The organism is Streptomyces sp. JJ36, from assembly GCF_021696945.1.
In the GTDB taxonomy this organism is placed as follows: Bacteria; Actinomycetota; Actinomycetes; order Streptomycetales; family Streptomycetaceae; genus Streptomyces.
This window is the reverse complement of sequence record NZ_JACYHE010000001.1, coordinates 167,770-191,958: the sequence shown is the minus strand read 5'-3', so window position 1 is coordinate 191,958 and position 24,189 is coordinate 167,770. Positions and strand designations below refer to the sequence as shown.

Annotated in this window: 24 protein-coding genes and 1 pseudogene; 17 read left to right on the top strand and 8 right to left on the bottom strand. The window is 73.1% G+C overall.

Annotation, left to right across the window (positions count from 1 at the left end):
• Positions 1 to 84: 84 nt before the first annotated feature.
• Positions 85 to 642 carry a hypothetical protein gene (locus tag HOY81_RS00840; protein WP_237316872.1) on the bottom strand — a complete coding sequence of 186 codons (558 nt, stop codon included), beginning with the start codon at positions 640 to 642 and terminating at the stop codon, positions 85 to 87.
• A 277-nt stretch (positions 643 to 919) separates the two neighbouring features.
• Here HOY81_RS00840 and HOY81_RS00835 point away from each other — a divergent pair, with 277 nt between their 5' ends.
• The 3 genes from HOY81_RS00835 (at position 920) to HOY81_RS00825 (ending at position 3,185) form a co-directional block, all read left to right on the top strand.
• A complete protein-coding gene (locus tag HOY81_RS00835; protein ID WP_237316870.1) occupies positions 920 to 1,354 on the top strand; it encodes a PPC domain-containing DNA-binding protein in 435 nt (144 codons plus the stop codon).
• A gap of 109 nt (positions 1,355 to 1,463) precedes the next feature.
• Positions 1,464 to 1,805, top strand: a complete 342-nt coding sequence (locus HOY81_RS00830) for a hypothetical protein (protein ID WP_237316867.1) — start codon at positions 1,464 to 1,466, stop codon at positions 1,803 to 1,805.
• Positions 1,806 to 2,147: 342 nt separating this feature from the next.
• Positions 2,148 to 3,185, top strand: coding sequence for a hypothetical protein (locus tag HOY81_RS00825; RefSeq protein ID WP_237316865.1), 1,038 nt, complete (start codon positions 2,148 to 2,150; stop codon positions 3,183 to 3,185).
• 267 nt (positions 3,186 to 3,452) lie between these two features.
• Here HOY81_RS00825 and HOY81_RS00820 read toward each other — a convergent pair whose 3' ends face one another.
• Together HOY81_RS00820 and HOY81_RS00815 are read right to left on the bottom strand one after the other, a co-directional pair.
• Positions 3,453 to 4,496, bottom strand: a complete 1,044-nt coding sequence (locus HOY81_RS00820; protein ID WP_237316863.1) for a DUF6745 domain-containing protein — start codon at positions 4,494 to 4,496, stop codon at positions 3,453 to 3,455.
• A gap of 30 nt (positions 4,497 to 4,526) precedes the next feature.
• On the bottom strand, positions 4,527 to 4,853 hold the full coding sequence (locus HOY81_RS00815; protein ID WP_237316861.1) for a hypothetical protein: 327 nt from the start codon (positions 4,851 to 4,853) through the stop codon (positions 4,527 to 4,529).
• A 176-nt stretch (positions 4,854 to 5,029) separates the two neighbouring features.
• On the opposite strand from HOY81_RS00815, the gene HOY81_RS00810 reads away from it, so the two are divergent.
• The 9 genes and pseudogenes from HOY81_RS00810 (at position 5,030) to HOY81_RS00770 (ending at position 13,709) form a co-directional block, all read left to right on the top strand.
• Positions 5,030 to 5,986, top strand: coding sequence for an STM4015 family protein (locus HOY81_RS00810; RefSeq protein ID WP_237316859.1), 957 nt, complete (start codon positions 5,030 to 5,032; stop codon positions 5,984 to 5,986).
• Between the two features lie 7 nt (positions 5,987 to 5,993).
• Positions 5,994 to 6,958: pseudogene (locus HOY81_RS00805) on the top strand (STM4015 family protein).
• On the top strand, positions 6,939 to 8,120 hold the full coding sequence (locus HOY81_RS00800) for an STM4014 family protein (protein ID WP_237316857.1): 1,182 nt from the start codon (positions 6,939 to 6,941) through the stop codon (positions 8,118 to 8,120). The pseudogene HOY81_RS00805 and the gene HOY81_RS00800 overlap by 20 nt, the downstream one beginning before the upstream one ends.
• A 1-nt stretch (position 8,121) precedes the next feature.
• Positions 8,122 to 8,928, top strand: a complete 807-nt coding sequence (locus HOY81_RS00795) for an STM4013/SEN3800 family hydrolase (RefSeq protein WP_237316916.1) — start codon at positions 8,122 to 8,124, stop codon at positions 8,926 to 8,928.
• On the top strand, positions 8,925 to 10,286 hold the full coding sequence (locus tag HOY81_RS00790; RefSeq protein ID WP_237316855.1) for an STM4012 family radical SAM protein: 1,362 nt from the start codon (positions 8,925 to 8,927) through the stop codon (positions 10,284 to 10,286). Before HOY81_RS00795 ends, HOY81_RS00790 begins: the two co-directional genes overlap by 4 nt.
• Before the next feature lie 11 nt (positions 10,287 to 10,297).
• Positions 10,298 to 11,167 (top strand): STM4011 family radical SAM protein, encoded by an 870-nt coding sequence (locus HOY81_RS00785; protein WP_237316853.1) that lies wholly within the window; start codon positions 10,298 to 10,300, stop codon positions 11,165 to 11,167.
• A 116-nt stretch (positions 11,168 to 11,283) separates the two neighbouring features.
• Positions 11,284 to 12,396: an endonuclease NucS domain-containing protein gene (locus HOY81_RS00780; protein WP_237316851.1), complete on the top strand. Its 1,113-nt coding sequence runs from the start codon at positions 11,284 to 11,286 to the stop codon at positions 12,394 to 12,396.
• 87 nt (positions 12,397 to 12,483) lie between these two features.
• Entirely contained in the window at positions 12,484 to 13,212 is a 729-nt protein-coding gene (locus HOY81_RS00775) for a hypothetical protein (RefSeq protein WP_237316848.1), read from the top strand.
• Between the two features lie 101 nt (positions 13,213 to 13,313).
• Entirely contained in the window at positions 13,314 to 13,709 is a 396-nt protein-coding gene (locus HOY81_RS00770) for an EVE domain-containing protein (protein ID WP_237316846.1), read from the top strand.
• An 85-nt stretch (positions 13,710 to 13,794) separates the two neighbouring features.
• Here HOY81_RS00770 and HOY81_RS00765 read toward each other — a convergent pair whose 3' ends face one another.
• The 5 genes from HOY81_RS00765 to HOY81_RS00745 form a co-directional block, all read right to left on the bottom strand.
• Positions 13,795 to 14,409 (bottom strand): dihydrofolate reductase family protein, encoded by a 615-nt coding sequence (locus tag HOY81_RS00765; RefSeq protein WP_237316843.1) that lies wholly within the window; start codon positions 14,407 to 14,409, stop codon positions 13,795 to 13,797.
• 199 nt (positions 14,410 to 14,608) lie between these two features.
• Positions 14,609 to 15,406 carry a carbohydrate ABC transporter permease gene (locus HOY81_RS00760; RefSeq protein ID WP_237316914.1) on the bottom strand — a complete coding sequence of 266 codons (798 nt, stop codon included), beginning with the start codon at positions 15,404 to 15,406 and terminating at the stop codon, positions 14,609 to 14,611.
• A 155-nt stretch (positions 15,407 to 15,561) separates the two neighbouring features.
• The gene (locus HOY81_RS00755; protein WP_237316841.1) at positions 15,562 to 16,527 is read right to left on the bottom strand and encodes a carbohydrate ABC transporter permease; all 966 of its coding nucleotides are present in this window, start codon (positions 16,525 to 16,527) and stop codon (positions 15,562 to 15,564) included.
• Positions 16,524 to 17,870, bottom strand: coding sequence for an extracellular solute-binding protein (locus tag HOY81_RS00750; RefSeq protein WP_237316839.1), 1,347 nt, complete (start codon positions 17,868 to 17,870; stop codon positions 16,524 to 16,526). The genes HOY81_RS00755 and HOY81_RS00750 overlap by 4 nt, the downstream gene beginning before the upstream one ends.
• 28 nt (positions 17,871 to 17,898) lie before the next feature.
• Positions 17,899 to 19,428, bottom strand: coding sequence for an alpha-N-arabinofuranosidase (locus HOY81_RS00745; RefSeq protein WP_237316837.1), 1,530 nt, complete (start codon positions 19,426 to 19,428; stop codon positions 17,899 to 17,901).
• Between the two features lie 398 nt (positions 19,429 to 19,826).
• On the opposite strand from HOY81_RS00745, the gene HOY81_RS27225 reads away from it, so the two are divergent.
• The 5 genes from HOY81_RS27225 (at position 19,827) to HOY81_RS00725 (ending at position 24,094) form a co-directional block, all read left to right on the top strand.
• Positions 19,827 to 19,955, top strand: a complete 129-nt coding sequence (locus tag HOY81_RS27225) for a hypothetical protein (protein WP_272892164.1) — start codon at positions 19,827 to 19,829, stop codon at positions 19,953 to 19,955.
• Complete coding sequence (locus HOY81_RS00740) at positions 19,952 to 20,533, top strand: SRPBCC family protein (protein WP_237316835.1); 582 nt, start codon at positions 19,952 to 19,954, stop codon at positions 20,531 to 20,533. The genes HOY81_RS27225 and HOY81_RS00740 overlap by 4 nt, the downstream gene beginning before the upstream one ends.
• 213 nt (positions 20,534 to 20,746) lie before the next feature.
• Positions 20,747 to 22,321 (top strand): radical SAM protein, encoded by a 1,575-nt coding sequence (locus tag HOY81_RS00735; RefSeq protein WP_237316833.1) that lies wholly within the window; start codon positions 20,747 to 20,749, stop codon positions 22,319 to 22,321.
• Positions 22,318 to 23,163: a class I SAM-dependent methyltransferase gene (locus HOY81_RS00730; protein WP_237316831.1), complete on the top strand. Its 846-nt coding sequence runs from the start codon at positions 22,318 to 22,320 to the stop codon at positions 23,161 to 23,163. Before HOY81_RS00735 ends, HOY81_RS00730 begins: the two co-directional genes overlap by 4 nt.
• Before the next feature lie 280 nt (positions 23,164 to 23,443).
• Positions 23,444 to 24,094, top strand: coding sequence for a DUF1707 domain-containing protein (locus HOY81_RS00725; RefSeq protein ID WP_237316829.1), 651 nt, complete (start codon positions 23,444 to 23,446; stop codon positions 24,092 to 24,094).
• Positions 24,095 to 24,189 lie beyond the last annotated feature (95 nt).

Here is a 24,189-nt window from a genome sequence, read left to right as displayed (position 1 = left end):
CCGGGACGCGTCCGGACGGATCGCCCCCGGCACGACGACGCGGGCCGGTCGCCGCCGCGACCGGCCCGCACCCGGTGTACGGGATCAGCACATGGTCGTCTTCATGACGTTGTAGGCGCTGCCCCAGCTCGCGCACCCGTTGGCGGAGTGCCCGTACCAGTTGTGCCCGAACTCGTGCGCGGCGAGCAGGGCGAAGTCGTTGACCAGGGTGGAGAGCATGATCCGGTCGCCCATGCCCCAGTTGCAGCCGACGACGTAGCCGCCGCCGCAGCCCTGCACGTAGCCGCCGGTGCACTCGACCGGGGTGCCGCTGGAGGACGTCTCGACGCCGCCGCCCCAGAAGTTGGCGCCCTGGCGGATCGGGCTCTCGAGCCCGTTGCAGGAGCTGGTGATGTGGTAGTACCAGGTGGCCTGCGCCTGGGTGCCGCGCTGGTCGGGAGCCTGGGGTGCGGCGGTCGCGCGCTTGCCGGCCTGGTCGCCCTTCAGGTCGCCCTTGAGGGCGGTGCCGTCCACGGCGGCCTGTGCGGCCTGGGCGGCGGGGCGCGCGGTGTCGCTCTCGGCGGCGTTGGCCGTGACCGGGACGGCGATCACCAGAAGGGCGCCGAGGGTGGCGGCGGCCATTCTTCGAATTAGCGCGAGCATGACAACTCTCCTCTTGTGGGGGTACGACGCCGTCCGCACCGGCAGGCCTGCCGCGGACGGGTCGCGCTGGGGCCGGGCTCGACGTGCAAGCCCGTGCGCTGAGTCGCCAGGAACGTACGTCCGTGCGACCGCCCCGGCCATACGGGTCCGCTGATCTACGGATACGCAATAAATCCCGGCCCGCACTCCGGGGCCGTGCGGGATCCGCCCGGCGCCCGTCCCGGGGTGCGGCCGGACCGGACGTTGACCGGCCGCCCTCCCGGGTACTCGCGGCCGCATGAAGTGGCGACAGATGCAGGCCGCCCCGGGGGAGACCTGGGCGGTGGTGCTCGACTCGCACGACGAGGCCATGACCGCGCTCACCGGCTTCGCCCGCGAACACGGCCTGGGGGCCTCGCAGGTCACCGCCGTCGGCGCCTTCGAGCGCGCGGTGGTGGGGTGGTTCGACCGGGAGGCCCGCGACTACCGGCGCATCCCCGTGGAGGAGCAGTGCGAGGTGCTGTCGCTGGTCGGCGACATCGCCGTCGGCGACCAGGGCCCCGTGCCGCACCTGCACGCCGTGCTCGGCCTCTCGGACGGCAGCACGCGCGGCGGCCACCTGCTCGAGGGCCGGGTCTGGCCGACCCTGGAGGTGGTGATCCGGGACAGCCCGCTGGAACTGGCCAAGACCTACCGCCCGGAGGTCGGCCTGGCCCTCATCGATCTGCCCTGACCCGCCCCGCCGCCCGCCCTCCCGGCCCGGGACGTCCGGCCCCTGCGCGGTTCCGCCTCAGGCGGGACCATGGGGAGAGAGGACATACCGGGTGAAAGGGGCGCAGGGGATGACGTGGGCGTCGTGGACGACGGCGGGGGTGTACGCGGGCAAGGGGGGCGTCCGTATCGAGGAGGGAGGCACCGTACGCGGTGATCTCACCGTGCACACCACGTGGACGGGCGACCACGCGGACGTCACGGTGCAGTACAGCGGGGCGTCCGAGTGGTTCACGCTCATCGGGAGCCCGGTGTCGTGCGGCTCCGAGCAGGAGAGCCGGGCTCTGCACCAGGCCGTCGTCGGGGCGGTGCGGGCCGGCGACGACCTGCCCGTGCCGCACAGCACGGACACCCCGCTGCGCGCGAGCACGGTGTCGCGGTCCCAGGGGCGCCGCCCCCGGGACCTGCCCTGATCCGCAGGCCCGGCGGAGAGCTCGCGCCCTCGGCGGTGGCCGGCCACGGAGTCCCGCGGCCGCCTTTCCGGGAGGTCGCGAGGCATACCTGCCGCCGCCACGGGAACGCGGGTGACCGGTCGACGGGAGATCGACGCCCAGGACTGGGCTTGCTGCGCCCGGCGAGGACATCGCGGGGCACACGAACGGCCGTGACGGGCACCCGGAGCGAAACCGGGAGCCCGGGCCCACGCGGCTTCCGGGCCTCTGCCCGAGCAGTCCGCACGCGGCGAGGCGCAGAGCCGACCGTCCGGCGGCCCCGGAACCGCCCGACCGAGAACGTACGGGGAGAAGGAGGCAACCGTGGAGCTTTCGTCACTCGCAGCGCTGTACGCGGAGGAGGAGCCCTTCGCCACCGTGTACCTGGAAGGCCGCTCTCCCGGCGAGGACGCCGCAGACCAGGTACGCCTCCGCTGGGAGAACCTGCGCGGCCGGCTTGCGGCCGACGGCGCCACGGAGGCCGCGCTGGCGGCGATCGACGAGGCGCTCTCCCGGGAGAAGGCCGGCGAGGAGCAGACCGACGGCCGCGTACTCGTCGCCTCCGGCAGCGGCCGCCTCGCCCTCGACGAGCCCTGGGACGCCTCCCTGGGCGCGGGCGACGGAGCCCGGTGGGGTCCGCTTCCCGAGCTCGGGCCCTATGTGCGGCAGGCAGCCGAGGCGGCGCGGGTGCTGCTGGTCGTCGCCGCTCAGGAGGACGCCCAAGTGAGCACGCTCACCGTCACCGCCGACCACCACTATGAGGAACTGGCACAGGTGTCCTTCCAGGGCAGCGCTGCCGAAGGCCCGCACCATCCGCGGGAAGGGGCGCTGAGCCACCGGCAGATCCAGCGGCGCGCGGACGAGGCCGTGAAGCAGAACGCCAAGGACATCGCCGCAGCGCTCACGGACCTGTCCGGCCGGCACGCCCCCGACCTCGTCGTTCTCGCGGGCGAGGTACAGGGGCGGTCCGCACTGCGCTCCCAGCTCCCCGCCGCCCTCCCGGCTCCCGTCGCGGAGACCGACCGCGGGGGAGCCGTCGACGACCGGGCACGGGAAGCGCTGGACGAGGAAGTGCTCCGGCTGGTCACCGAACACGTCGAGCAGCGACTGGCGGACAACGCGTCGCGGCTCCGTGAGGCGCAGGGCCACGACAACGCCGTGGAAGGCGGCGAACAGCTTCTCCAGGCCGCCGGCACAGGGGCTCTCGAGACCCTCGTCCTGGAAGCGGGAACGGCCGCCGACCACGAGGCGCGCCTGCTGCAGGGAGCCGCGCAGTCCGGCACCACACTCGAACTCGTCCCCCACGGAACCGGCCTGAAGAACGGCAGCGCCGGCATCCTCCGCTTCTCCCCCCGGGGCTGAGGCTTTTCGGGCGCCGCCTGGCGCGGCACGGCGCGAACCCCGGCGCCGGCCCCCTCACCCCGGGCGCACCGGACACCGGCCCGGGGCCCCGGGACGAGGGTCAGCCGCTCTCCTCCCGAAGGCAGCCACGGCGGTCCCGGCGCACCGGGTGCCGACCGGCCGAGCTGCGCGACCGCGTGCCGGCCCGCATGCGCCGACCCGCTACGGAGGGGCAGCGGCGGGAGCCGTGCCCTGCCCGGCCGGACGGGAGACCACCGGCCGGCCGGGTCAGGTCTCCCGATCCGGTACGTAGTCGGCCTCCTCCAGCCCGAACGTCCACGCGACGCCCTCCCGTGCGGTCCGGGTCCGCGGCGGCACCCGCAGCCAGTACGTGCGGTGGGTGCCGTCGGGCTCCGGGGTGGAGTTGACCACCTCGACCATCACCAGGGGCTCGTCCCCTTCCAGCTCGATACGCCACAGCACGCCCGCCGCGTCCCGCTGCACGGGCTCGGCCCCGGACTCCTCCAGATAGCGCTCGTAGCCGTAGTGCTCCAGCATGACGCGGCGCAGCTCGGCGTTCTCCTCGGTGCGTATCCGCTGCGGGGAGAGCGTGCCCAGTTCGTCCAGGAAGGCGGCGGGGACGGGCATGCCGCGCCAGGCGTGCAGCGCGAACCCGTCGGGGAAGGCGAGCGCCGGTCCGTCCCCGCGGTCCAGCCGGCCCGCCTCGTCCCGGTGCAGCTCCACCGGGCGTTCGCAGACGACTGCGGCGCGCTCGTACGGCCACCACCAGCCCGCGGCGCGGGCGACCGCGGCGATCCCGTCGAGCTCCCCGGCATCGTCCCGGTCGTCGAAGGCCGCCAGCCACGCACCGTCGTGCTGCCCCAGGACCGCGTCGAGCAGGACCAGCCGGACCGCCTGCTCACCACCCGGCGCCTCGCCCGAGGCCTCCACCACGCCGGTCCGTACGCGCTCCGTCAGCGCGGCCGTGGTGTCCCACAGCGGTGCGCCCGTGAGGGCCCACCGCTCGGCCCAGCCCGCCGGTCCGAGCCGGTCGAGGAGGCGCTGCCGCGCGGCGGCCCAGCGCCGGGTGCGCACCGCGTCGCGGACACTGCGGCCGGCCGAGCCCTCCGCCGCCAGCCGCAGGGCCAGCTCCGCGCCCTCGCGGGGCGAGCCCGCCCAGAGGACGCGCTCCGGCTCCGGCAGCCCCGCCCGCCGGTAGGCCAGGCGCACGCCCCGCTCGGCAGCGGGGCGGTCCGCCGGGCCGGTCGCCGCGATCACCTCGCGCCACCTCGCCGCCGTGTCCGCCTGCGTCGTCTCCGTCGGCATCGTCATCGCGCCGTTCCCCGTCTCCTCGGTGTCTGCTCAGTCCGCCACGACGCGCACCGCGCCGGGCACGTACTCACGCTGCCGCACCACCCGGTACCAGCCCCGGGGCAGCGGTATCGCCGCGTGCTCCTCGTGCACCACCCGCCCGCCGTCCGGGAGATGGAGCCAGGAGGCACCGAACGGCCCGCTCTCCCGCACCAGCGTCCCCGGACCGACGACCGCGTGCGCGTGCCCGGTGACCTCGCCGAGGGCCAGCACCAGCCGCCCCCGCGCGTCCCGTGACTGGCGCGGCAACCGGTCCGTGCCCGGCGGCACGGACGTCTCCGCCACGGGCACCATCAGCACGTCCCCCTGCCGGTACATACACCTCTCCCTTCGCCCTCGGCACCTCGCCGACCGATGTCCAGGACGCTACGCCGGGGGTCTGACAACGCCGTCCGGACCGGCCCCGCAGGGACGCCCGTCGGCGGTGCTGTCAGCGGGACTTGGTAGAACTCTCCGCACGAGCAGCGCCCGTCCACCCCAGGAGACCCACGCCCATGTCCCACGTCGCGCACCTGCAGGAACTGCACGGCCTCCCGGCCCACGACTTCCCCGAGCCCGGCGCGGACCGGGAGCTGCCGGAGGCGGGCGCCGTGGCCTGGAGGCTGGCCGTCGACCCCTACGGAGACTCCTCGGAGGAGAAGTTCGGCGAGCTCTGGGACCGCTTCCTGGACTCCGTGGACCTCACCGCTGTCCGCGCCCTCGTCGTGGGGCAGTGGGGCGAGCCGTACGACGACGACTCCAGCGGCGTCGTGCAGCGGCTCGTGGACGCCCGGGACCGGCTCACCTCCCTCCGGGCGGTGTTCGTCGGGGACCTGGAGAGGGAGGAGGCGGAGATCTCCTGGATCGAGCAGTCCGATGTCACACCCGTCCTGGAGGCCTATCCGCTGCTGGAGGAGTTCGGGATCCGCGGCGGCACCGGACTGCGTTTCCCGGCGGTCCGGCACCGGCACCTGCGCACGCTCCGCTTCGAGGCCGGCGGCCTGCCCGGCGAGGTCGTGCGGGGCGTCGCCGCCAGCGAGCTCCCCGCGCTGGAGCACCTCGACATGTGGCTCGGCGTCGAGGAGTACGAGGGCGACGCGTCGGTGGCCGACCTGGCGCCGATCCTGTCCGGCGGCCGCTTCCCGGCACTGCGCCACCTCGGCCTGCGCAACAGCGAGATCCAGGACGAGATAGCCGCCGCCGTCGCCGCGGCGCCGGTCGTCGCTCAGCTCACCTCGCTCGGCCTCTCCCTCGGCGTGCTCACCGACGAGGGCGCGACGGCGCTGCTCGGCGGCCAGCCGCTCACCCACCTGACCCGGCTGGACCTGCACCACAACTTCGTCACCGAGCCGGTGAGCGAGCGGATCCGGGCGGCGCTGGAGCCGTCCGGCGTCGAGGTCGACCTGTCCGAACCCGGCGAGACGTGGGAGGACGACGGCGTGGTCCACCGTTTCACCGCCGTCGCGGAGTGAGGCCGTCATGCTCATCACTCGGCATCTGCAGAGCTTGCACGGGTTGCCCGTCCACACCCTCACGCCCCCGGCGCGAGGCCGCTCCCGGCCGCGGACGCGGTGGCCTGGCGGCTGGACTGCTTCGGTGCCGGAGACCTGCCCTTCGCGCAGGTGTGGCGGAGCTTCACGGACCGGGTGCCGAGCACGGAGGTGCGTGCACTGGTCCTCGGGCCCTGGTGGGACGAGGAGTACTGCGGCCTCCGTCCGGCACTGGAGCTGATGGTGGCCGACGCCGGACGCTTCCCGGAGCTGCGTGCCCTGTTCCTCGCCGACGTCACCGTCGAGGAGTGCGAGATCTCCTGGTTGCAGCTCACCGACGTCACCCCCGTCCTGGAGGCCTTTCCCCGGCTGGAGGAGTTCGGCGTCCGCGGCGGCGACCCCCGGGGCCTGGGGGAGGAGCCCCTCTCGCTGCGCCCGGTGCGCCACGAGGCGCTGCGCGTGCTGCGCTTCGAGTCCGGTGGCCTGCCCGGGCAGGTCGTACGGGCGGTCGGCGCCTGCGAACTGCCCGCGCTGGAGCACCTGGAACTGTGGCTCGGCGTGTCGCAGTACGGCGGCGACGCGTCGGTGGCCGACCTGGCGCCGATCCTGTCCGGCGGCCGCTTCCCGGCACTGCGCCACCTCGGCCTGCAGGACAGCGAGGTGCAGGACGAGATCGCGGCCGCGGTCGCCTCGGCGCCCGTCGTGGCCCGGTTGGCCTCGCTGAGCCTGTCCATGGGCACCCTCACCGACACCGGCGCCGAGGCCCTCCTCCAGGGCCAGCCCCTGCACCATCTCGAGCGGCTCGACCTGCGCCACCACTTCCTGAGCGACGCCACGGCCGACCGGGTCCGTGCCGCCGTCGGCTCCGGCGGGACGGAGGTGGACCTGTCGGAGCAGCAGACACCGCACCGCTGGGGGGAGGAGGAGTGGCGCTATGTCGCTGTCTCCGAGTAGCTCCCGGGCCCGGCGCCCCGGGAGCGGCCTCAGGTTCGCCGTCGTCGGCAACCCGGAGAACCGCCGGACGACGCTGTTCGCCGACGCCGTCCGCGCGGCCGGCCACCCGGCCCCGCGGGTGCTGGCGTGGCGGGACGTGCTGCACGGCCGGTACGCCTTCGCCCCGGGCGAGTGCGTACGGATCGACTCACCCGGGGAGAACGCCGAGGTCGACCGGCTGCTGCGGGGCACCGACGATCCGTCCCGGGTCGAGGGAACGGCCCTGTGGTACCGGCGTTTCACCGCCGCGGTCCGCGAGGTGACGGGCGCGGCACACCGCGCGGGCGCCGTGCCCTTCGCCGATCCGGACGAGGTCGCGGTGATGTTCGACAAGCGCCGCTGCCACGCCCGGCTCGCCGCCGCGGGCGTCCCGGTGCCCCCGGCGCTGACGGGCCCGGTCGGCGGCTGGGAGGATCTCCGGGCCCAGCTCACGGGCGCCCGGATCCCGCGGGCGTTCGTGAAGCCCGCGCACGGTTCGTCGGCCTCCGGTGTCGTGGCGCTGACCCTCGCCGGCCCCGGCCGGGTGAAGGCCACGACCTCCGTGGAGACCACGTCCGACGGCCGCCTGTACAACTCCCTCCGGGTACGGCACCACACGTCGGAACGCGAGGTCGCCGCCCTGGTCGACGCCCTGGCCCCGGACGGGCTTCACGTCGAGCGGTGGCTGCCCAAGGCGTCGCAGCGCGGCCGGGCCGCCGACCTGCGGGTGGTGGTGGTCGCCGGACGCGCCACGCATGCCGTCGTCCGCACCAGCCGGCACCCGATGACCAACCTGCACCTCGGCGGCGCCCGCGGCGACCTGGACACGGCCCGTGCGGCGGTCCGGGCCGCCGGCGGCCGCTTCGAGGACGCACTGGAGACGGCCGAGCGGGCGGCCGCGTGCTTCCCCGGCACCCTGTGTGCCGGCGTGGACATCCTGCCGGCCACGGGGTGGCGCCGCTTCACCGTCGGCGAGGTGAACGCCTTCGGGGACCTGCTGCCCCGGCTGACCGGCCTGCCCGGCAGCGGAGCCGAGGGCCGGGACACCTACGCCGCGCAGGTCGCCGCCGCACCGGCCGCCGTACGGGCGGGCCGCGCCGGCCCGCACACCGCGAGGGAGCACGCTCATGACGCCACCGCCTGACATGAACGAGGTCGTCGGCAGCCACGACCTCCTCCTGGTCACCCTGGACACGCTCCGCTACGACGTGGCGCAGGAACTGGCGGCGGCCGGCCGCCTCCCGAACCTGGCCCGGCATCTGCCCGGCGGCGCCTGGGAGCGCCGGCACGCACCCGGCAGCTTCACCTACGCCTCCCACCAGGCGATCTTCGCCGGCTTCCTGCCGACACCCGCCACCCCCGGCCCGCATCCGCGGCTCTTCGCCGCCACCTTCGCGGGCAGCGAGACCACCGCGGACGGCACCTTCGTCCACGACACACCCGACCTGGTGTCGGGTCTGGCCGCCGCCGGCTACCGCACCGTCTGCATCGGCGGCGTGGGCTTCTTCAGCAAGCGGGGGCCGCTGGGCTCGGTCCTGCCCGGTCTGTTCCAGGAGAGCCACTGGGAGCCGGAGTTCGGGGTGTCCTCCCCGACCTCCTGCGAGGCACAGGTGACCCGCGCCGAGCAGATCGTCGCCGGTCTCCCCCGGGAGCAGCGGCTGTTCCTCTTCGTGAACGTGTCGGCCCTGCACCAGCCCAACTGGTTCCATCTGCCCGGCGCCACCCGTGAGACGGGCGACACCCGGGACACCCACGCCGCGGCCCTGGAGTACGTGGACCGGCACCTGGGACGGCTCTTCGCCGCCGCCCGCAGCCGGCGCCCGTGCTTCGCCGTCGTCTGCTCCGACCACGGCACCGCATACGGCGAGGACGGCTACACCGGTCACCGCATCGGCCACGACGTCGTCTGGACCGTGCCCTACGCCCACTTCTTCCTCGACGAGGCCCGATGACCCGCACCGCAACGCCGGCCCCGCCCGCCGTCCGCCCGTACCAGCACTACGTCTACGCCTATCCGCACAAGACCGCGTACCGCCCGCTGCGCCCGGAGCAGGCGTCGCTGCGCGCGCTGTGGGCGGAGGAGCCGAAGGACTCGCTCTCGCTCTACTTCCACATACCCTTCTGCGAGGTGCGCTGCGGCTTCTGCAACCTCTTCACCCGGATCGGCGCGCCCGGCGGCCTGGCCACCGCCTACCTGGACGCGCTGGAACGCCAGGCGGTCGCGGTGCGCGAGGCCCTGGGCGACGGAGCGCGGTTCGCGGCCGCGGCGTTCGGCGGCGGCACCCCGACGTTCCTCGAGGCTGCGGAGCTGGAACGACTGTGCGACCTCGCCGAGCACGGCCTCGGAGCCGACCTGACCGGCATCCCGTTCTCCGTGGAGGCCTCGCCCGCCACGGCGACCGCCGACCGGCTGGCCGTGCTCGCCGGGCGCGGCACCACCCGGCTCAGCCTGGGCGTGCAGAGCTTCGTCGACGCCGAGGCACGCACCGCCGTACGCCCACAGCGCCGGACGGACGTCGAGGCGGCCCTCGCCCGGGTCCGCGACGCCGGCATCCCCGTCCTCAACATCGACCTGATCTACGGCATCGAGGGCCAGACGGAGGAGTCGTGGCGCCGGTCCCTCGACGCCGCCCTCGCCTGGCAGCCGGAGGAGCTGTATCTCTACCCCCTCTACGTCCGCCCGCTCACCGGTCTCGGCCGGCGCCACGGCACGTCCCCCGGCGGCGACGCCGCGTGGGACGCACAGCGCCTGCGGCTGTACCGGCACGGCCGCGACCACCTGCTCGCCCGGGGCTACGAGCAGGTCTCCATGCGCATGTTCCGCCGCGCGGACGCCCCCGCCACCGGCGGCGAGGACTACGCGTGCCAGACCGACGGCATGGTCGGCCTCGGCTGCGGCGCCCGCTCGTACACCTCCGCCCTCCACTACTCCTTCGACTACGCCGTGGACATGCACCGCATCCGCGGGATCATCGACGCCTACACCGCCCGCGGGACCGGCGACTTCCGCCACGCGGACTTCGGCTGGTGGATGAGCGCGGAGGAGGCCCGGCGGCGCCACCTCCTGCAGTCCCTGCTCCAGGCCGAGGGCCTGCGGGTCGCGGACTACACGACCCGCTTCGGCACCGCGCCCGGCGACGACTTCGCCGCCGAGCTGGCCCGGTTCCGTGCACGGGGCTGGCTGGACGACTCAGCCGCCCCGGAGCTCCTGCGGCTCACTCCCGAGGGCCTGGCCCACTCCGACGCGCTGGGCCCCGAGCTGTTCTCCGCCGCCGTGCGGCAGCGCATGGCCGCCTACGAACCGAAGTGACGGGCGGCCGCATGGATCTCACGCTCCTCTACCGGGGCCCGCTCGCCTCGTGCGACTACGACTGCCCGTACTGCCCGTTCGCCAAGCGCCGGGACAGCCGGGCCCGGCTCGCCGCGGACCGCGCCGCGCTGGAACGCTTCGCCGGCTGGGCGACCGCACAGCGGGACGACCGGCTCTCCCTGCTGTTCACCCCGTGGGGAGAGGGCCTGGTGCGTTCCTGGTACCGGCGCACCCTCGCGGAGCTGAGCCGGCTCCCGCACCTCGACCGGGTCGCCATCCAGACCAACCTGAGCTGCCGCCTGGACTGGCTGGACACCGCCGACCTGGACACCCTCGCCCTGTGGTGCACCTTCCACCCCGGCCAGACGCCGTACGACCGCTTCCTGGCCAAGTGCCGCGACCTCGCCGCCCGCGGCGTCCGGTACAGCGTGGGCGTCGTCGGCCTGCCCGGGCACCTGGACCACGCCCGCCGCCTCCGCGCCGACCTCCCCACCCACGTCTACCTCTGGGTCAACGCCGCCGAGGGGCACACCTACACCGACGCCGAGGCGGAGCAGTGGACGGCACTCGACCCGCTCTTCCCCTACAGCCGGCACCCGCACCGCAGCGCGGGACTGCCCTGCCGGACGGGGGAGTCCGTCCTCTCGGTGAACGGCGAGGGCACCGTGCGCCGCTGCCACTTCGTCCCGGAGGAGCTGGGCAACCTCTACGACGGTTCCTACCGGCATGCCCTGCGCCCGCGCCCCTGCCCCCTCGCCGCCTGCGACTGCCACATCGGCTACGTCCACCTGGAGACCCTGCCGCTGTACGACGTCTTCGCCGGCGGCGTCCTGGAACGCATCCCGGCAACGCTGCCCCCCGGCCGGCGCCCGCCGGCCTGACGCCCCCGATCGCCCCCTGGCCCCGCCGGCGCTTCTCCTCACGTACGTGCCGCACCTCCCGCGCCGCGTGCCCTACGCTGATCGCCCGGTTCGTCGTAGCGAGGGGGGCGTGTGAGGTGCCGCTGGAATTCGGCCTGTGGCGGGTGGACGACAAGCCGGTGCGTGTCGCCACGCAGCCGATGCCACTGGAGTCGAAACTGGAGGAGCTCATCGTTGCCGACCCCGGGATTCTGGGACGTCCACTGCTTCTGATCGGCCGGCAGGTGCAGACGCTCCATGGCAAGATGATCGACCTGCTGGGCATGGACGCCGAAGGCGGACTGCACGTACTCGAGCTGAAACGAGACCGCACTCCCCGCGAGGTCGTCGCCCAGCTGCTGGACTACGGCTCCTGGGTTCAGGACCTCACCAACGAGCAGGTGCGGGACGTCTACGCGTCCTACGCTCGTGGCCGCGGAGCGGCAGCGGAGCTGGACGAAGCGTTCGCGGCGCAGTTCGGCAGCAGCCCACCGGAGGCGCTGAACAGCACCCACACTCTCACCGTCGTCGCCAGCGAGATCGACGCGGCGACCGAACGGATCGTCACCTACCTGGCGTCCGGGTACCAGGTGCCCGTCAACGTCCTCTTCTTCCGCTACTTCGAGGACGAGGGCCGCTCCTACCTGGCACGTACCTGGCTCCTGGACGAGACCGAAGCGGCGCTCCCGCCCGCGGGGCCGAAGCAACGGGGAAAGCAGGAGCCGTGGAACGGCACCGACTGGTACGTCTCCTTCGGCGAGGAGGACGGCGGCCGGAGCTGGGAGGACGCACGGCGCTACGGCTTCGTGTCAGCCGGCGGCGGCGACTGGTTCTCCCGCACGATCCGCGCGCTGCCCCTCGGCGCCCGGGTGTTCACGCACATTCCCAAGGCCGGATACGTGGGCGTGGGCACGGTGTCCGGGGAGCCTCGCCCGTTCGCGGAGGCCCTGCTGGAGGTTGACGGTGAAGACCGGCAGATGACCGGTCTCCCCCTGAACGGCAACTACGAGTCCGGGAACGGCGAAGAGGGCGGAGGGGACCGCCGGGAGTGGGTCGTCCCCGTGGAATGGGAGCGCGCTGTGCCACGCACGGAATCCTTCTGGCGCACGGGGTTGTTCGCGAATCAGAACTCCGCCTGCAAGCTCCGTGCCCGCTTCACGATCGACGAGGTCACACGCCACTTCGGCATCGGCAGCACCGAGGAGTCATGAAGGGCCCCTGCCGCAACTTGCCCAGCGCCTCCGGCAATTGTGTGCGTTCTCTTGGTTCTCAGGCGGCAATGGTGCACGCTTCTCGTCATGGAAGCGTCCGATGTCGTCCTCGCACGGCTGCGTCCGCTCGTCGCTGCGCACCGCTGCTGTAGCCAAGCCCCCGTACGCTTCCGTCCGGATACCTGGCGGCCGTGGCTGGAAGAACACCGGCTCACAGCTGTGCTGGAATGTGGGTCTCCTGGTCGGCGGCCCTCCGAGCGCTTGTTGAGCCGCGAGGATCTTGCCGGCCTGCGCGACGCAGTGGGTACCGACACCGACGGTCTGCGCGAACTCTTCACCGCTGTCATGATCTGGGGCTCCGGCACGACGAACGGACGGGGCCCGAGGAACACCGAAAAGGCGCTCAGTGACGCCCAACTCAGCCCCACCCTGTTACGCACGTACGGGATGGTGCGGGCGGGTGACCTGGTCGGCGCCTACCGCTCCTTCCGCATTGCAGGGGTCGGTTTCCCGTTCTTCACCAAGTGGTTCGCTGCTGTGGACGACGGATCGGCCGGGGACCGGGCGTTGATATTGGACAGTCGCGTCTTCGCGACCCTCAATGAGCTCGGCTGGATGAGTTGGCAGTCGGCCGGTACACCGAACCGCGCCATGCGCTATGCCGTCTATGTGCACCAGATGAATCTCTGGGCGCGCGCCCTCGACGTGGACCCTCCATGGCTGGAGTGGCTCCTCTTCAAGCTGAACGGCATGCGGTGCATCGGCTGCTGTCTCGGTGTTACCGACGGGCCGGACCCGGTGGCCATCCCCCGGTAGGAAGGTTGAGCGACAGTTCGCGGCTGTCCTTGCGGGACGTGCGATCCATCGGCAGCGCAAGCTACGTTCGCCGGGGCGTAGACGGCGGTGATGGGGGAAATGTGGACTGGATCTACATCCTTGACCCGAACAAGGACACGATGGACGGGGAGCCCTCTGACAAGGAGACGCTCCGCAGGCTCGCCCATCAGAGGCCGGAACTCGATCTCTGGCTCAGCCGGCGCAACCGCATGAGTAGGGGGGACCGGCTGTGGTTCTTCTTCAGCGCTCCGGAGTCGGCCGTTGCGGCCGTGGCGGAGGTCGAAGGGGCTCCGTACGAGGATCCCGATGACCCGGACTTCTCCTATCGGGTCGAGGTGATTCTGCTGCCGGAGGCGACGGATGCGCTGTATCGGAACCCGGTGGGCCGGGAGGACCTGCAACTCGGTCAGGTGCGGTCGGTGCAGAAGGTGAAAGCGCAGGCGCTGCCGGTGTTGCGGGAGCGCGCAGGTCTGTGAGGGGTTGCGCGATCGGACTCGAGCCGCTGCCGGAGGCACTGGTCCGACGGTGCGCGGCCCGGTGCGGCGTTCCGCGGCGACCTCGTCAGAGCACGTCGTAGGTGAGGTGCGTGGCGGTCGAGGTCGGGGTCACGCTCCGCTGCACCAGCGTGCGCTGCGCCCCGCCGGTGAACAGCGGCGTCCCGGAGCCCAGCACGACCGGTGCGAGGTGCAGCGTCAGCGTGTCGACCAGCCCGGCGTCGAGCGCCGAGCCGATCGTGGCGCCGCCTCCCATGAGGACGACGTCGAGGTCCCTGCCGCTCTGCGCGGAGGCCGCCTCGGCACGCTCGCGCGCTGCAGTGACGGCGTCCCGGAGGCCGGTGGTGACGAAGGTCCAGTCGAGGTCGGTGAGTCGCACCGACTCCGGCGGCGCGCTGGTCACGACGACGAACGCGGGTTTGCCGACCTCGCCGGCGCCGTAGCCGGACGTGTCGTCCCAGCCGTGCGGCCCGTCGACGATGTCGAAGAGCCGGCGGCCGAGGACGACGGCGCCTGAGCGGGCGGTCGCCTCGCGCAGGACGCGGCGGTCGTCGGGGTCGTCGGAGAACGCCCAGGTGTGCAGCGCCTCTCCGCCGGTGCCCAGCCCGTTGTCCGGTCCGGGGCCGGGTCCGGTGACGAACCCGTCGAGGGAGACCGAGATGTCCGCGATGATGCGTGTCATGTCAGTACAGACGCGGCCGGCCGCCGGAAATCATCGCTCCCGCACCCTCACGGCGTAACGGCCCGCCGCCCGCGCCGGGCCCCTGCTGCGGTTCTCCCGCCGCCTGTACGCACTGACCCGGCCGCACCGGCAGGCGTTCCTCCTCCTGCGCGTCCCCGGCCGGGCGACCGTGGACGCGCGGGGTTCGCCGGGCGCCTGGCTACTGCCCCGCGAGCCCGGTGTGCGCGACACCGCGCACGATCTGGCGCTGGAAGAGCATGAAGACCACCAGCAGCGGCAGCGCCGCGATCGTCAGTGACGCCATGATCTGCGCGTACCGCACACCGAAGCCGGACTGGACGTTCACCAGGCCCACCGGCAGCGTCATGCCGCTGGGGTCGGTGGTCACCAGGAACGGCCAGAGGAAGTTGTTCCAGGTGGTGATGAAGGTGAAGATGCCGACCGCCGCCAGCACCGGCCGGGACAGCGGCAGCACGATGGTGAAGAAGACCCTCCAGCGCCCGGCGCCGTCCACGAAGGCGGCCTCCTCCAGCTCCCGCGGCACGCCGTCGAAGAACTTCACCAGGATGAAGACCATGGCGGGCACCGCGACCTGGGGCAGGATGACTCCCCAGTAGGTGTCGACGAGCCCGAGCTGCACCATCTCCACGAACAGCGGGGCGATCAGCACCTGCGGCGGCACCATGATCCCGGCCAGCACGATCCCGTACAGCACCTTGCGTCCGCGGAAGGCGGTGCGGGCGAAGCCGTACGCGGCCATCGCGCAGAGCAGCACCGTCAGCAGCGTCGTCATGACGGAGACGTAGACCGAGTTCAGCATCCAGCGCGGCAGGTCCCCGGAGGCCCACACCTTCGAGTAGGCCTCGAAGGTGAGCGTGGAGCCGATCCACTCCAGGGGGGTCTGTGTGGTCTCGGCCTCCGGCTTGAGCGAGGTGGCGACCCCCCACGCCAGCGGCAGCACCCAGGCCGCCGCCAGCAGCAGGGCCAGCCCCAGCAGGGCGAGCCGGCCGGGCGTCCAGCGTTGCCGCCGGGCTCCGGCCCGCCCGCCGCCGGGCGTACGGGAGAGCCCGGCGAGCGGGCGCCGCGCCGCCGGGCCGGCACCGGGGGAGGACGCGGATGGCCCGGGCGTGCGGGAGGACAGGGGCGGGGCGCTCACGTGGCGGCCTCCTCAGCTCTGCGCCGGGACAGCCAGGGCTGCACCAGGGAGACGATCAGGATGAGGGCGAAGAAGACGTACGAGACGGCGGAGGCGTAGCCGATGCGGTAGCCGGTGAAGCCCTGCTGGTAGACGTACTGCAGGAGCACCCGGGTGGAGTCGTCCGGGCCGCCGCCGGTGAGCAGGTAGACCTGGTCGAAGATCTTCAGGGAGTTCAGCACCTGGAGCACCACCACCACGAAGGTGGTCCGGCGCAGCATCGGCAGCGTGATGTGCCACAGCCGCTTCCAGGCGCCGGCGCCGTCGAGTTCGGCCGCCTCGTAGAGGTGCTGGGGGATGGACTGGAGCGCGGCCAGGTAGAGCAGGAAGTTGAAGCCGACCGTCCACCAGACGGTGGTGGCGACGATGGACAGCATCGCGTACCGCTCGTCGGTCAGCCAGCCGATGCCCGGGTGCAGGCCGACGGAGGCCAGGAGCTGGTCCGCGAGCCCGAACTCCGGGGTGTAGATCATGTAGAGGAAGAGCATGCAGACCACGCCCGAGGGCAGCAGGAAGGGCGCGAACCAGCTCAGCCGCCAGAGCCACTGCACCACCCGCAGTTCGTTGGCGAGCAGCGCCAGCCCCAGCCCGAGCAGCACCAGCGGCACGGTGGAGAGCACCGTGAACCAGACGGTGTTCCACAGCGACGCCCACATGCCGGGATCGCCCAGCGCCTCGGCGTAGTTGGCGAACCCGACGAAGGAGGCGTCGCCGCCGGTGATGTTCTCGTCGGTGAAGCTCATCCCGATGCCGGAGAGGAGCGGCCAGATCATGAAGAGCGCGTAGACGAGGAGGAAGGGCGCGACGAACGCCAGGCCGTGCTCGGTCCAGCGGCGGCGGACGCCCGTGGCGACGGGGGTGCGGGCCGGGTCCGCCCCGGGGCGTCCGGAGGCCGGCCCGGCGGGTGGGGCGATCGCGGTCATGACGCGGCTCCCGGAAGCGGGTTGGGGGTGTCGAGGAGCGTCCGCAGGCGCTTCTTCGCCTCGGCGACCGCGTTCCGCGGGCTGCGGGCCCCGGTGAGCACTCCGGAGAACACGGCGCCGAGCTCGATCCACATGCGGGACGCGGAGCCGGTGAACCAGGCGGGCGCGTCCAGCGCCACGTGGTCGATGACGTCCCGGTAGGCGGACTGCGGCTCCAGCTCCAGATAGGCCGGGTCGTCCAGCACGGGCGTGTACGCGGGGACATGGCCGCCCTCGGCCCAGTCCACCGAGTGCTTCAGCAGCCAGGCCACCAGGGTGTGGGCGGCCCGGTCCCCGGGCCCGCCGCGGTCGCGCTGGTGCGGCAGGACGAAGGCGTGGCAGTCGGCCTGTGCGGCGGGCGTGCCGAACAGCGTCGGCACCGGCGTCATGGAGAACGGTATGCCGGAGGTGGTGAAGGTGCTGATCTCCCACTCGCCGTTCAGGTGGAACCCGATGTCGCCGTTCCCGAAGAGGCCGACGGACGAGACGTAGTCGGCGCGCCGCATCCACAGGCCCTCCTCCCCGAGGGAGGCCATGAACTCCAGCACCCGCAGCGCCTTCTCCTCGTCCAGTGCCAGCCGCGCGCCGTCCGCGGAGAGGACCCGGGCGCCGGTCTGCGCGTAGAACGTGGAGAACAGCCGCCAGGGCGTGATGCAGTCCGGGCCCAGGGTCTCGGTGACGAGGCCCGGCCGCCCGGTGACCTCCTTCGCCGCCCGCAGCGCGTCGGCGAACTCCTCCGGGCTGCGGAGCGGCTTCAGGGTGCCGTCGTCCGCCAGCAGCCCGGCCTGCTCGCAGATCTCCGTCTGGTAGTAGAGGACGACCGGGTGGGTGTCGAGCGGTACGGCGTACTGTCGCCCCGCCACCTGACCGCGCCGCCAGATGTCCGGCGGGAAGTCGGACGCCCGCACACCGAGTTCGGCCAGCAGGCCGAGATCGAACGGGTCGAGCAGCGTCCCGGGCCCGAAGCCCGCCAGCCGGGCCAGGTGCAGCACGGCCAGCTCCGGGGCCCGGCCGCCCGCGCCGGCCATGCCCAGCTTGGTGTAGTACGGGGCACCCCACTTGAGCACGGTGTCCTCCAGCGCGATGCCGGGATGCGCGGCCCGGAAGTCCGCCAGCATGGCGGTCATGGTGACGCCGTCGCCGCCGCCGAAGAGGTGCCAGAAGCGCAGCCGGGTCGCGTCGGAGGCGACGGTGTCGTACGGCGCGGAGCAGCCGGACGTCAGCGGGCCCAGGGTTCCGGTGGCGGCCAGCGCGCCGAGACCGCCGGTCAGCGCTCTGCGCCGGGTCAGGGGTGGTCGTTGCATAGCGGCTCGTCCCTCCACGGGTGCGGGGTCAGGCCAGGCGCAGCATGGTCCAGGACAGCGGTTCGAGCCCGGCTTCGAGCGCGCCGCCGGCGAGGGCGGCGCCCCTGCCGGGGCGGGGGCCGACCCGTTCGGGCTCGGCGAGGGTGTTGCGGGCGTCCGGGTCGGCGTCGGTGAGCACGCTGTGCTCCACCACGCGGGTCACCCCGAGGCCGCCGCCGAGCGCGACGTGCAGCGGCAGGGTCCCGGTGCGGCTGCGGTTCACCGCGAAGACGGTGACCTCCCCGGTGCCCGGGTCCCGTACGGCGGTGGCGTGCAGCAGCGGCACCTCCCCGTACCGCGCCGTCGGGTACGTCGGGGAGTCGACGCGCACGTCCAGCACCTGGCCGCGGCCGTGCCGGGCGGCCTGTGCGAAGGGGAAGAAGGTGGTCTGCCGCCAGGCGGGGCCGCCGGGCTCGGTCATGATCGGCGCGATGACGTTGACGAGCTGGGCGAGGCAGGCGGCCCGGACCCGGTCCGCGTGCCGGAGCAGGGCGATCAGCAGGGAGCCGAAGACCACGGCGTCGGTGACCGTGTAGGAGTCCTCCAGCAGTCGCGGTGCCTCCGGCCAGTCCGGGGAGCCGGCCTGGAAGGAGGCCTCGAAGCGGGACTGGTACCACACGTTCCACTCGTCGAAGGAGAGCTGGATCCGCTTCGCCGACTTCCGCGTCGCGCCGACGTGGTCGCAGGTGGCGACGACGTTCTCGATGAAGGACTCCATGTCGACGGCGGAGGCCAGGAAGGAGTCGCGGTCGCCGTCCAGCTCCTCGTAGTAGGCGTGCAGCGAGATGTGGTCCACCAGGTCGTACGTCTCGGTGAGCACCTCGGCCTCCCAGGCGCCGAAGGCCGGCATGGCCTGCCCCGAGGAGCCGCAGGCCACCAGCTCCAGCCCCGGGTCGAGCTGCCGCATCGCGCGTGCCGTCTCCGCCGCCAGCCGCCCGTACTCGGCGGCGGTCTTGTGCCCGGTCTGCCACGGGCCGTCCAGCTCGTTGCCCAGGCACCACATGCGGATGCCGAAGGGCTCCCGGTCGCCGTGGGCGATGCGCAGGTCGGACAGGGCGGTGCCGCCGGGATGGTTGGCGTACTCCAGCAGCTCCACGGCCTCCGCCACGCCGCGCGTCCCCAGGTTGACGGCGAGCATGGGCTCCGCCTGCGGCCCGAGCTTCCGCAGGAAGCCGGCGTACTCGCTCAGCCCGAAGCGGTTGGTCTCGGTGGACCGCCACGCCTTGTCCAGCCGGCGAGGGCGCTCCTCGACCGGCCCGACGGAGTCCTCCCAGCGGTAGCCGGAGACGAAGTTGCCGCCCGGGTAACGGATGGCGGTGACGCCGAGCTCGCGGACCAGCTCCAGCACGTCGGTGCGTAACCCGGACGTGTCGGCCGCCGGATGACCCGGCTCGAAGACGCCGGTGTAGACGCAGCGGCCCAGATGCTCGACGAAGGAGCCGAAGAGCCGGGGGTGCACGTCGCCGACGGTGAACGCCGGGTCGAGCGTGAACCGGGCGGGGCGGAGCGGGGCGGTCATGAGCGTCCTCTCGCGGGTGAGGTGAGGGAGCGGAAACCAGCGGAGCGGGAAGCGCGGTGCGGGGTCGGCATGAGGCGGACTCCTGCGTTCGATATCTCGAATCACAACCGTAACTTCGAACAGCAACGGCAACGTAGAGTGCCGTCCACGCGCCGTCAACAATGCGCGCAGAAATTCCGAACAGCGTTCGAGATGCCGGCCAGGTGCCGTGCTCCGGGAGCCCTCGCCCGGCCGGCACACCGGCGACGAGCCCGATCGACGGCCGCGACGCGTTCGCGGAGCCGTGCGAACGGCCGCCGACACGGGCGGCGCACCGCCGGCGCGGTCACCGTCCGGTCCACGGCCGGCGTCTAGCGTCGAGGCATGGACCACACCAGCCACACCGGAGGTGACCCGTCATGATGTGCGCCGGGTGGAACGGCATCGTGCTCACGGAGGCCGCGCGGACGGCCCTGGTGGGCGGGAACCTCCCGCCGGGACCGAGCGACGTGGCGGTCGGGGACGTCGCGCCGCGGGAGAGCCGGTGAGCGCCGCACGGGGTCTGCGGGGCGTGACACGGGCCGCAGGCGCGGGCGGCGCACTGGCCGGCCTCTACCTGGGGCTGGTGACCGGAGCCGTCCCCGTCGACATCGGCGTGGGCCGCCGGACGCGGCCGCTGGGCCCGCAGACCCTGGACGTCGCCGCTGCCAGGGAGACGGTCTTCGACGTGGTGGCCCGGCCGTATCTGGGACGCACGCCGCGGGCGATGCGCGAGAAGCTGCGGGTCCTGGAGCGTGGCAGCGACATGGTGCTGGCCGCGCACCACACCCCGGTCGCCGGCGGGCGGTTGCGGGCGGTGACGGTGGAGACGGTCCGCTTCACCCGGCCCGGGCGGATCGACTTCCGGCTGGTGCGCGGCCCGGTGCCGCAGGTCACCGAGTCCTTCGTCCTGGAGGAGTCGGAGGCGGGGACGCGGCTGGTGTACGAGGGCGAGCTGGGCACCGACCTGTGGCGGCTCGGGGAGTGGTGGGGCGCGGCGGTGGCCGCCCGCTGGGAGACCACGGTCGCCGCCTCGCTGGACTCGGTCAAGGCGGAGGCCGAGCACCGTGCGGCCCCGCGCGGGTGAACACGCGGCCGGTTCGGTGAGCGCGCACACAGTGCGGGCCGCCCCGGCCCCGTAGCGTCCCCGGCAGGGTGCTCCGCGTCCCGGCCGGCCCGGACGAGTGAGCCGATGACCGCCGGAGTGCGGCCCCACCGAGTGGGCCCGCACCCTGTGAGGGCCGCCCCGGACCGCGGTGCCCGGAAGCGAGGCGACCGCCCCGTCGAGAGGAGCACGGCGATGAACCAGACCCCGGCGCCACAGCGCAAGGCGGACCGCGACGAGGTGTTCGTGGAGTTCACCAAGTCGATCTGCCCGCTGTGCAAGACACCTGTGGACGGGCAGGTCAACATCCGGGAGAACAAGGTCTACCTGCGGAAACGCTGCCGCGAGCACGGTGCGTTCGAGGCCCTGGTCTACGGGGACGCCGAGGAGTACCTGTCCTCGGCGCGCTTCAACAAGCCCGGGACCGTTCCGCTCACCTTCCAGACCGAGGTGCGGGACGGCTGCCCCAGCGACTGCGGGCTGTGCCCGGAGCACAAGCAGCACGCCTGCCTGGGCATCATCGAGGTCAACACCGGCTGCAACCTGGACTGCCCGATCTGCTTCGCCGACTCCGGCCACCAGGAGCAGGGCTACGCGATCACCCACGCGCAGTGTGAGCGGATGCTGGACACCTTCGTGGCCTCCGAGGGCGAGGCCGAGGTGGTGATGTTCTCCGGCGGTGAGCCCACCCTCCACCAGCACATCCTGGACTTCATCGACCTCGCCCAGGCCCGCCCCATCCGGAACGTCACGCTGAACACCAACGGCATCCGCCTGGCCACCGACCACGACTTCGTCGCCGCACTCGGCACACGCAACCGGACGCCGGGCAGGTCGGTGAACGTCTACCTGCAGTTCGACGGTTTCGACGAGCGTACCCACCGGGAGATCCGCGGACGGGACCTGCGCAGGTTCAAGCAGCGGGCGCTGGACCACTGCGCGGAGGCCGGGCTGACCGTCACCCTGGTGGCCGCCGTCGAGCGCGGCCTGAACGAACACGAACTGGGCGCGATCATCGAGTACGGCATCGACCACCCCGCCGTCCGCTCGGTGGCCTTCCAGCCGGTCACCCACTCCGGCCGGCATGTGCCCTTCGACCCGCTGAACCGGCTCACCAACCCCGACGTGATCAGCCTCATCAACGCGCAGCGTCCGCAGTGGTTCCGGAAGGGCGACTTCTTCCCCGTCCCCTGCTGCTTCCCGACCTGCCGTTCCGTCACCTATCTCCTGGTGGACGGCGAACCGGGCAACCGCACGGTCGTTCCCATCCCGCGGCTGCTGAACGTCGAGGACCACCTCGACTACGTCACCAACCGGGTCATGCCTGACGACGGCGTCCGCGAGGCGCTGGAGAAGCTGTGGTCCGCCTCCGCGTTCATGGGCACGGAGACGACCGAGGAGCAGTTGCGCGCCGCCGCCGAGGCCCTGGACTGCGCGGACGCCTGCGGCATCGACCTGCCCCGGGCGGTGCGGGAGCTGGACGAGAAGGCGTTCATGATCGTCGTGCAGGATTTTCAGGACCCCTACACCCTCAACGTCAAGCAGCTCATGAAGTGCTGTGTCGAGGAGATCACCCCGGACGGGCGGCTGATCCCGTTCTGCGCGTACAACTCCGCCGGCTACCGCGAGCAGGTCCGCGCCGAGATGTCCGGCGTGCCCGTCGCCGACGTCGCCCCCAACGCCCTGCCGCTCGCCGGCCGGCTCACCAGCACCCCGTACGGCTCCAAGACCGCACGCCCGCACGACTCCGCCGAGGAGGGGAGACGATGACCGGCCGGGACACGCCGCCGTCCGGGCCGTCCGGCCCGCCCGCGCCCTCCGGCCCGCCCGGCGACGCACTCAAGGCCTGCTGCGCCGCCGCGTACTCCTCCGACGCCGTCGACCTCCTCCTGGGAGGCACCTACCACCCCGGCGGCACCGCCCTGACCCGGCGCCTCGCCGACCACCTTGCCCTGGGGACGGGCCGCCGCGTGCTCGATGTGGCCTCCGGCCGCGGCACCACCGCGCTGCTCCTCGCCGACGCCTACGGTGTTCGCGTCGACGGAGTGGACTACGCGCCCGCCAACACCGCCCTCGCCCAGGGTGCCGCCGAGGCCGCCGGGCTCGCCGAGAGGGTCGTGTTCACGACCGGGGACGCCGAACACCTGCCCTACCCGGACACCGTGTTCGACGCGGCGGTGTGCGAGTGCGCCCTGTGCACCTTCCCCGACACCTCCCGCGCGGCCGCCGAGTTCGCCCGCGTCCTGCGCCCCGGCGGCCGCCTCGGCCTCACCGACGTCACCGCCGACCCCGACCGGCTCCCGCCCGGACTGACCGGACCGGCCGCACGGATCGCCTGCATCGCCGGCGCCCGCCCGCGGGAGGAGTACGCCGGGATCCTGGCCGCGGCCGGGCTGCGTACGGTGCGCACCGAGCGGCACGACCAGGCCGTGGCCCGCATGATCGACCAGATCGAGGCCCGGCTGAACCTGCTGCGCATGACCGCCGCGGGGCGGCTTGCCGAGGCGGGGGTGGACCTGGACGCCGCCCCCGCGGTGCTGGCCGCGGCCCGCGCCGCCGTCACCGACGGCACCCTCGGCTACGCCCTGCTGATCGCCGAGAAGCCGGCCTGACGCCCCCTGCCGCTAACTCGCCCGTACGTCAGCGCCCTCACCTACCCGGCCGGTCGTCCGTCCTGGCGCCACAGGGGAAAGGCAGAGCGACCGGCAGGAGAGGCCCGGCACCGGCGAGCCGGACGACGTCCGTGACCGTGCTGGTCATTCCGGCCGGTTCGCGACGCACCGCAGATGACGGTGGGCCAGGACGCGTTATAGCGTGCGTCGTCCGGTCTCGCGGTCGGCCACATCGCGGGGGACGACGTTCGACGAGTCGAGGGGAATCATGTCGGGAGAGATGTCACCCAGCGGGAAACGTCCTGCCTCCGGCTCGTCGCCCGAGCGGCGGGCCTCTCATGCGGACCGGGACCGGGCTGTCGACGTGCTGCGCATCGCGGCGGGGGACGGCTTGCTGACCGCCGCCGAGCTGGACGAACGCGTGGAGAGTGCCCTCTCGGCACGGACCGTCGGCGAGCTCACCGCGCTCACCGCCGACCTGCCGCCCGTGTCGACGTCGACCGGCGCGGCCGTCACGGAGGTCAAGGACGTCCTCCGTATCGAGGGGACGCACAGCGGCCCGGTCCAGCGTGGCGGGCCCTGGGTCGTGCCGCGCCGACTGGAGTTGGCGACCGCGTGGTGTGAGGTGACGCTCGACTTCACTCAGGCAGTCATCACACAGGACACCGTGCAGATCGACCTGGACATGCAGGGCAAGACCCTTACGCTGATCACCAAGCCGGGCATCGTGGTCGACGCCGGTGCCCTGAACCTGGTCCACAGCAAGGCCAAGATCCGTCAGGCATCGGGCCCCGGGACGCCGGTCACGCTCCGCGTGGAGCTGCTCGGCCGGAAGACGCACGGCCGCGTCGTGGTGCGGCCTGCGCGGCGGACGTTCCGGCAGTGGCTGCAGCGCAAGCCCCCCTCCGCGCCTGCTGTCGGCCGGCCCTGAGAAATCCAGTGCGCCATCGAGGTCACCCTGCCGGAAGCATCCCGCCGAGGTGCCCGAGCACGCCCGGCCCGGGTGCGCCGGCGGTCCGGGCCGTG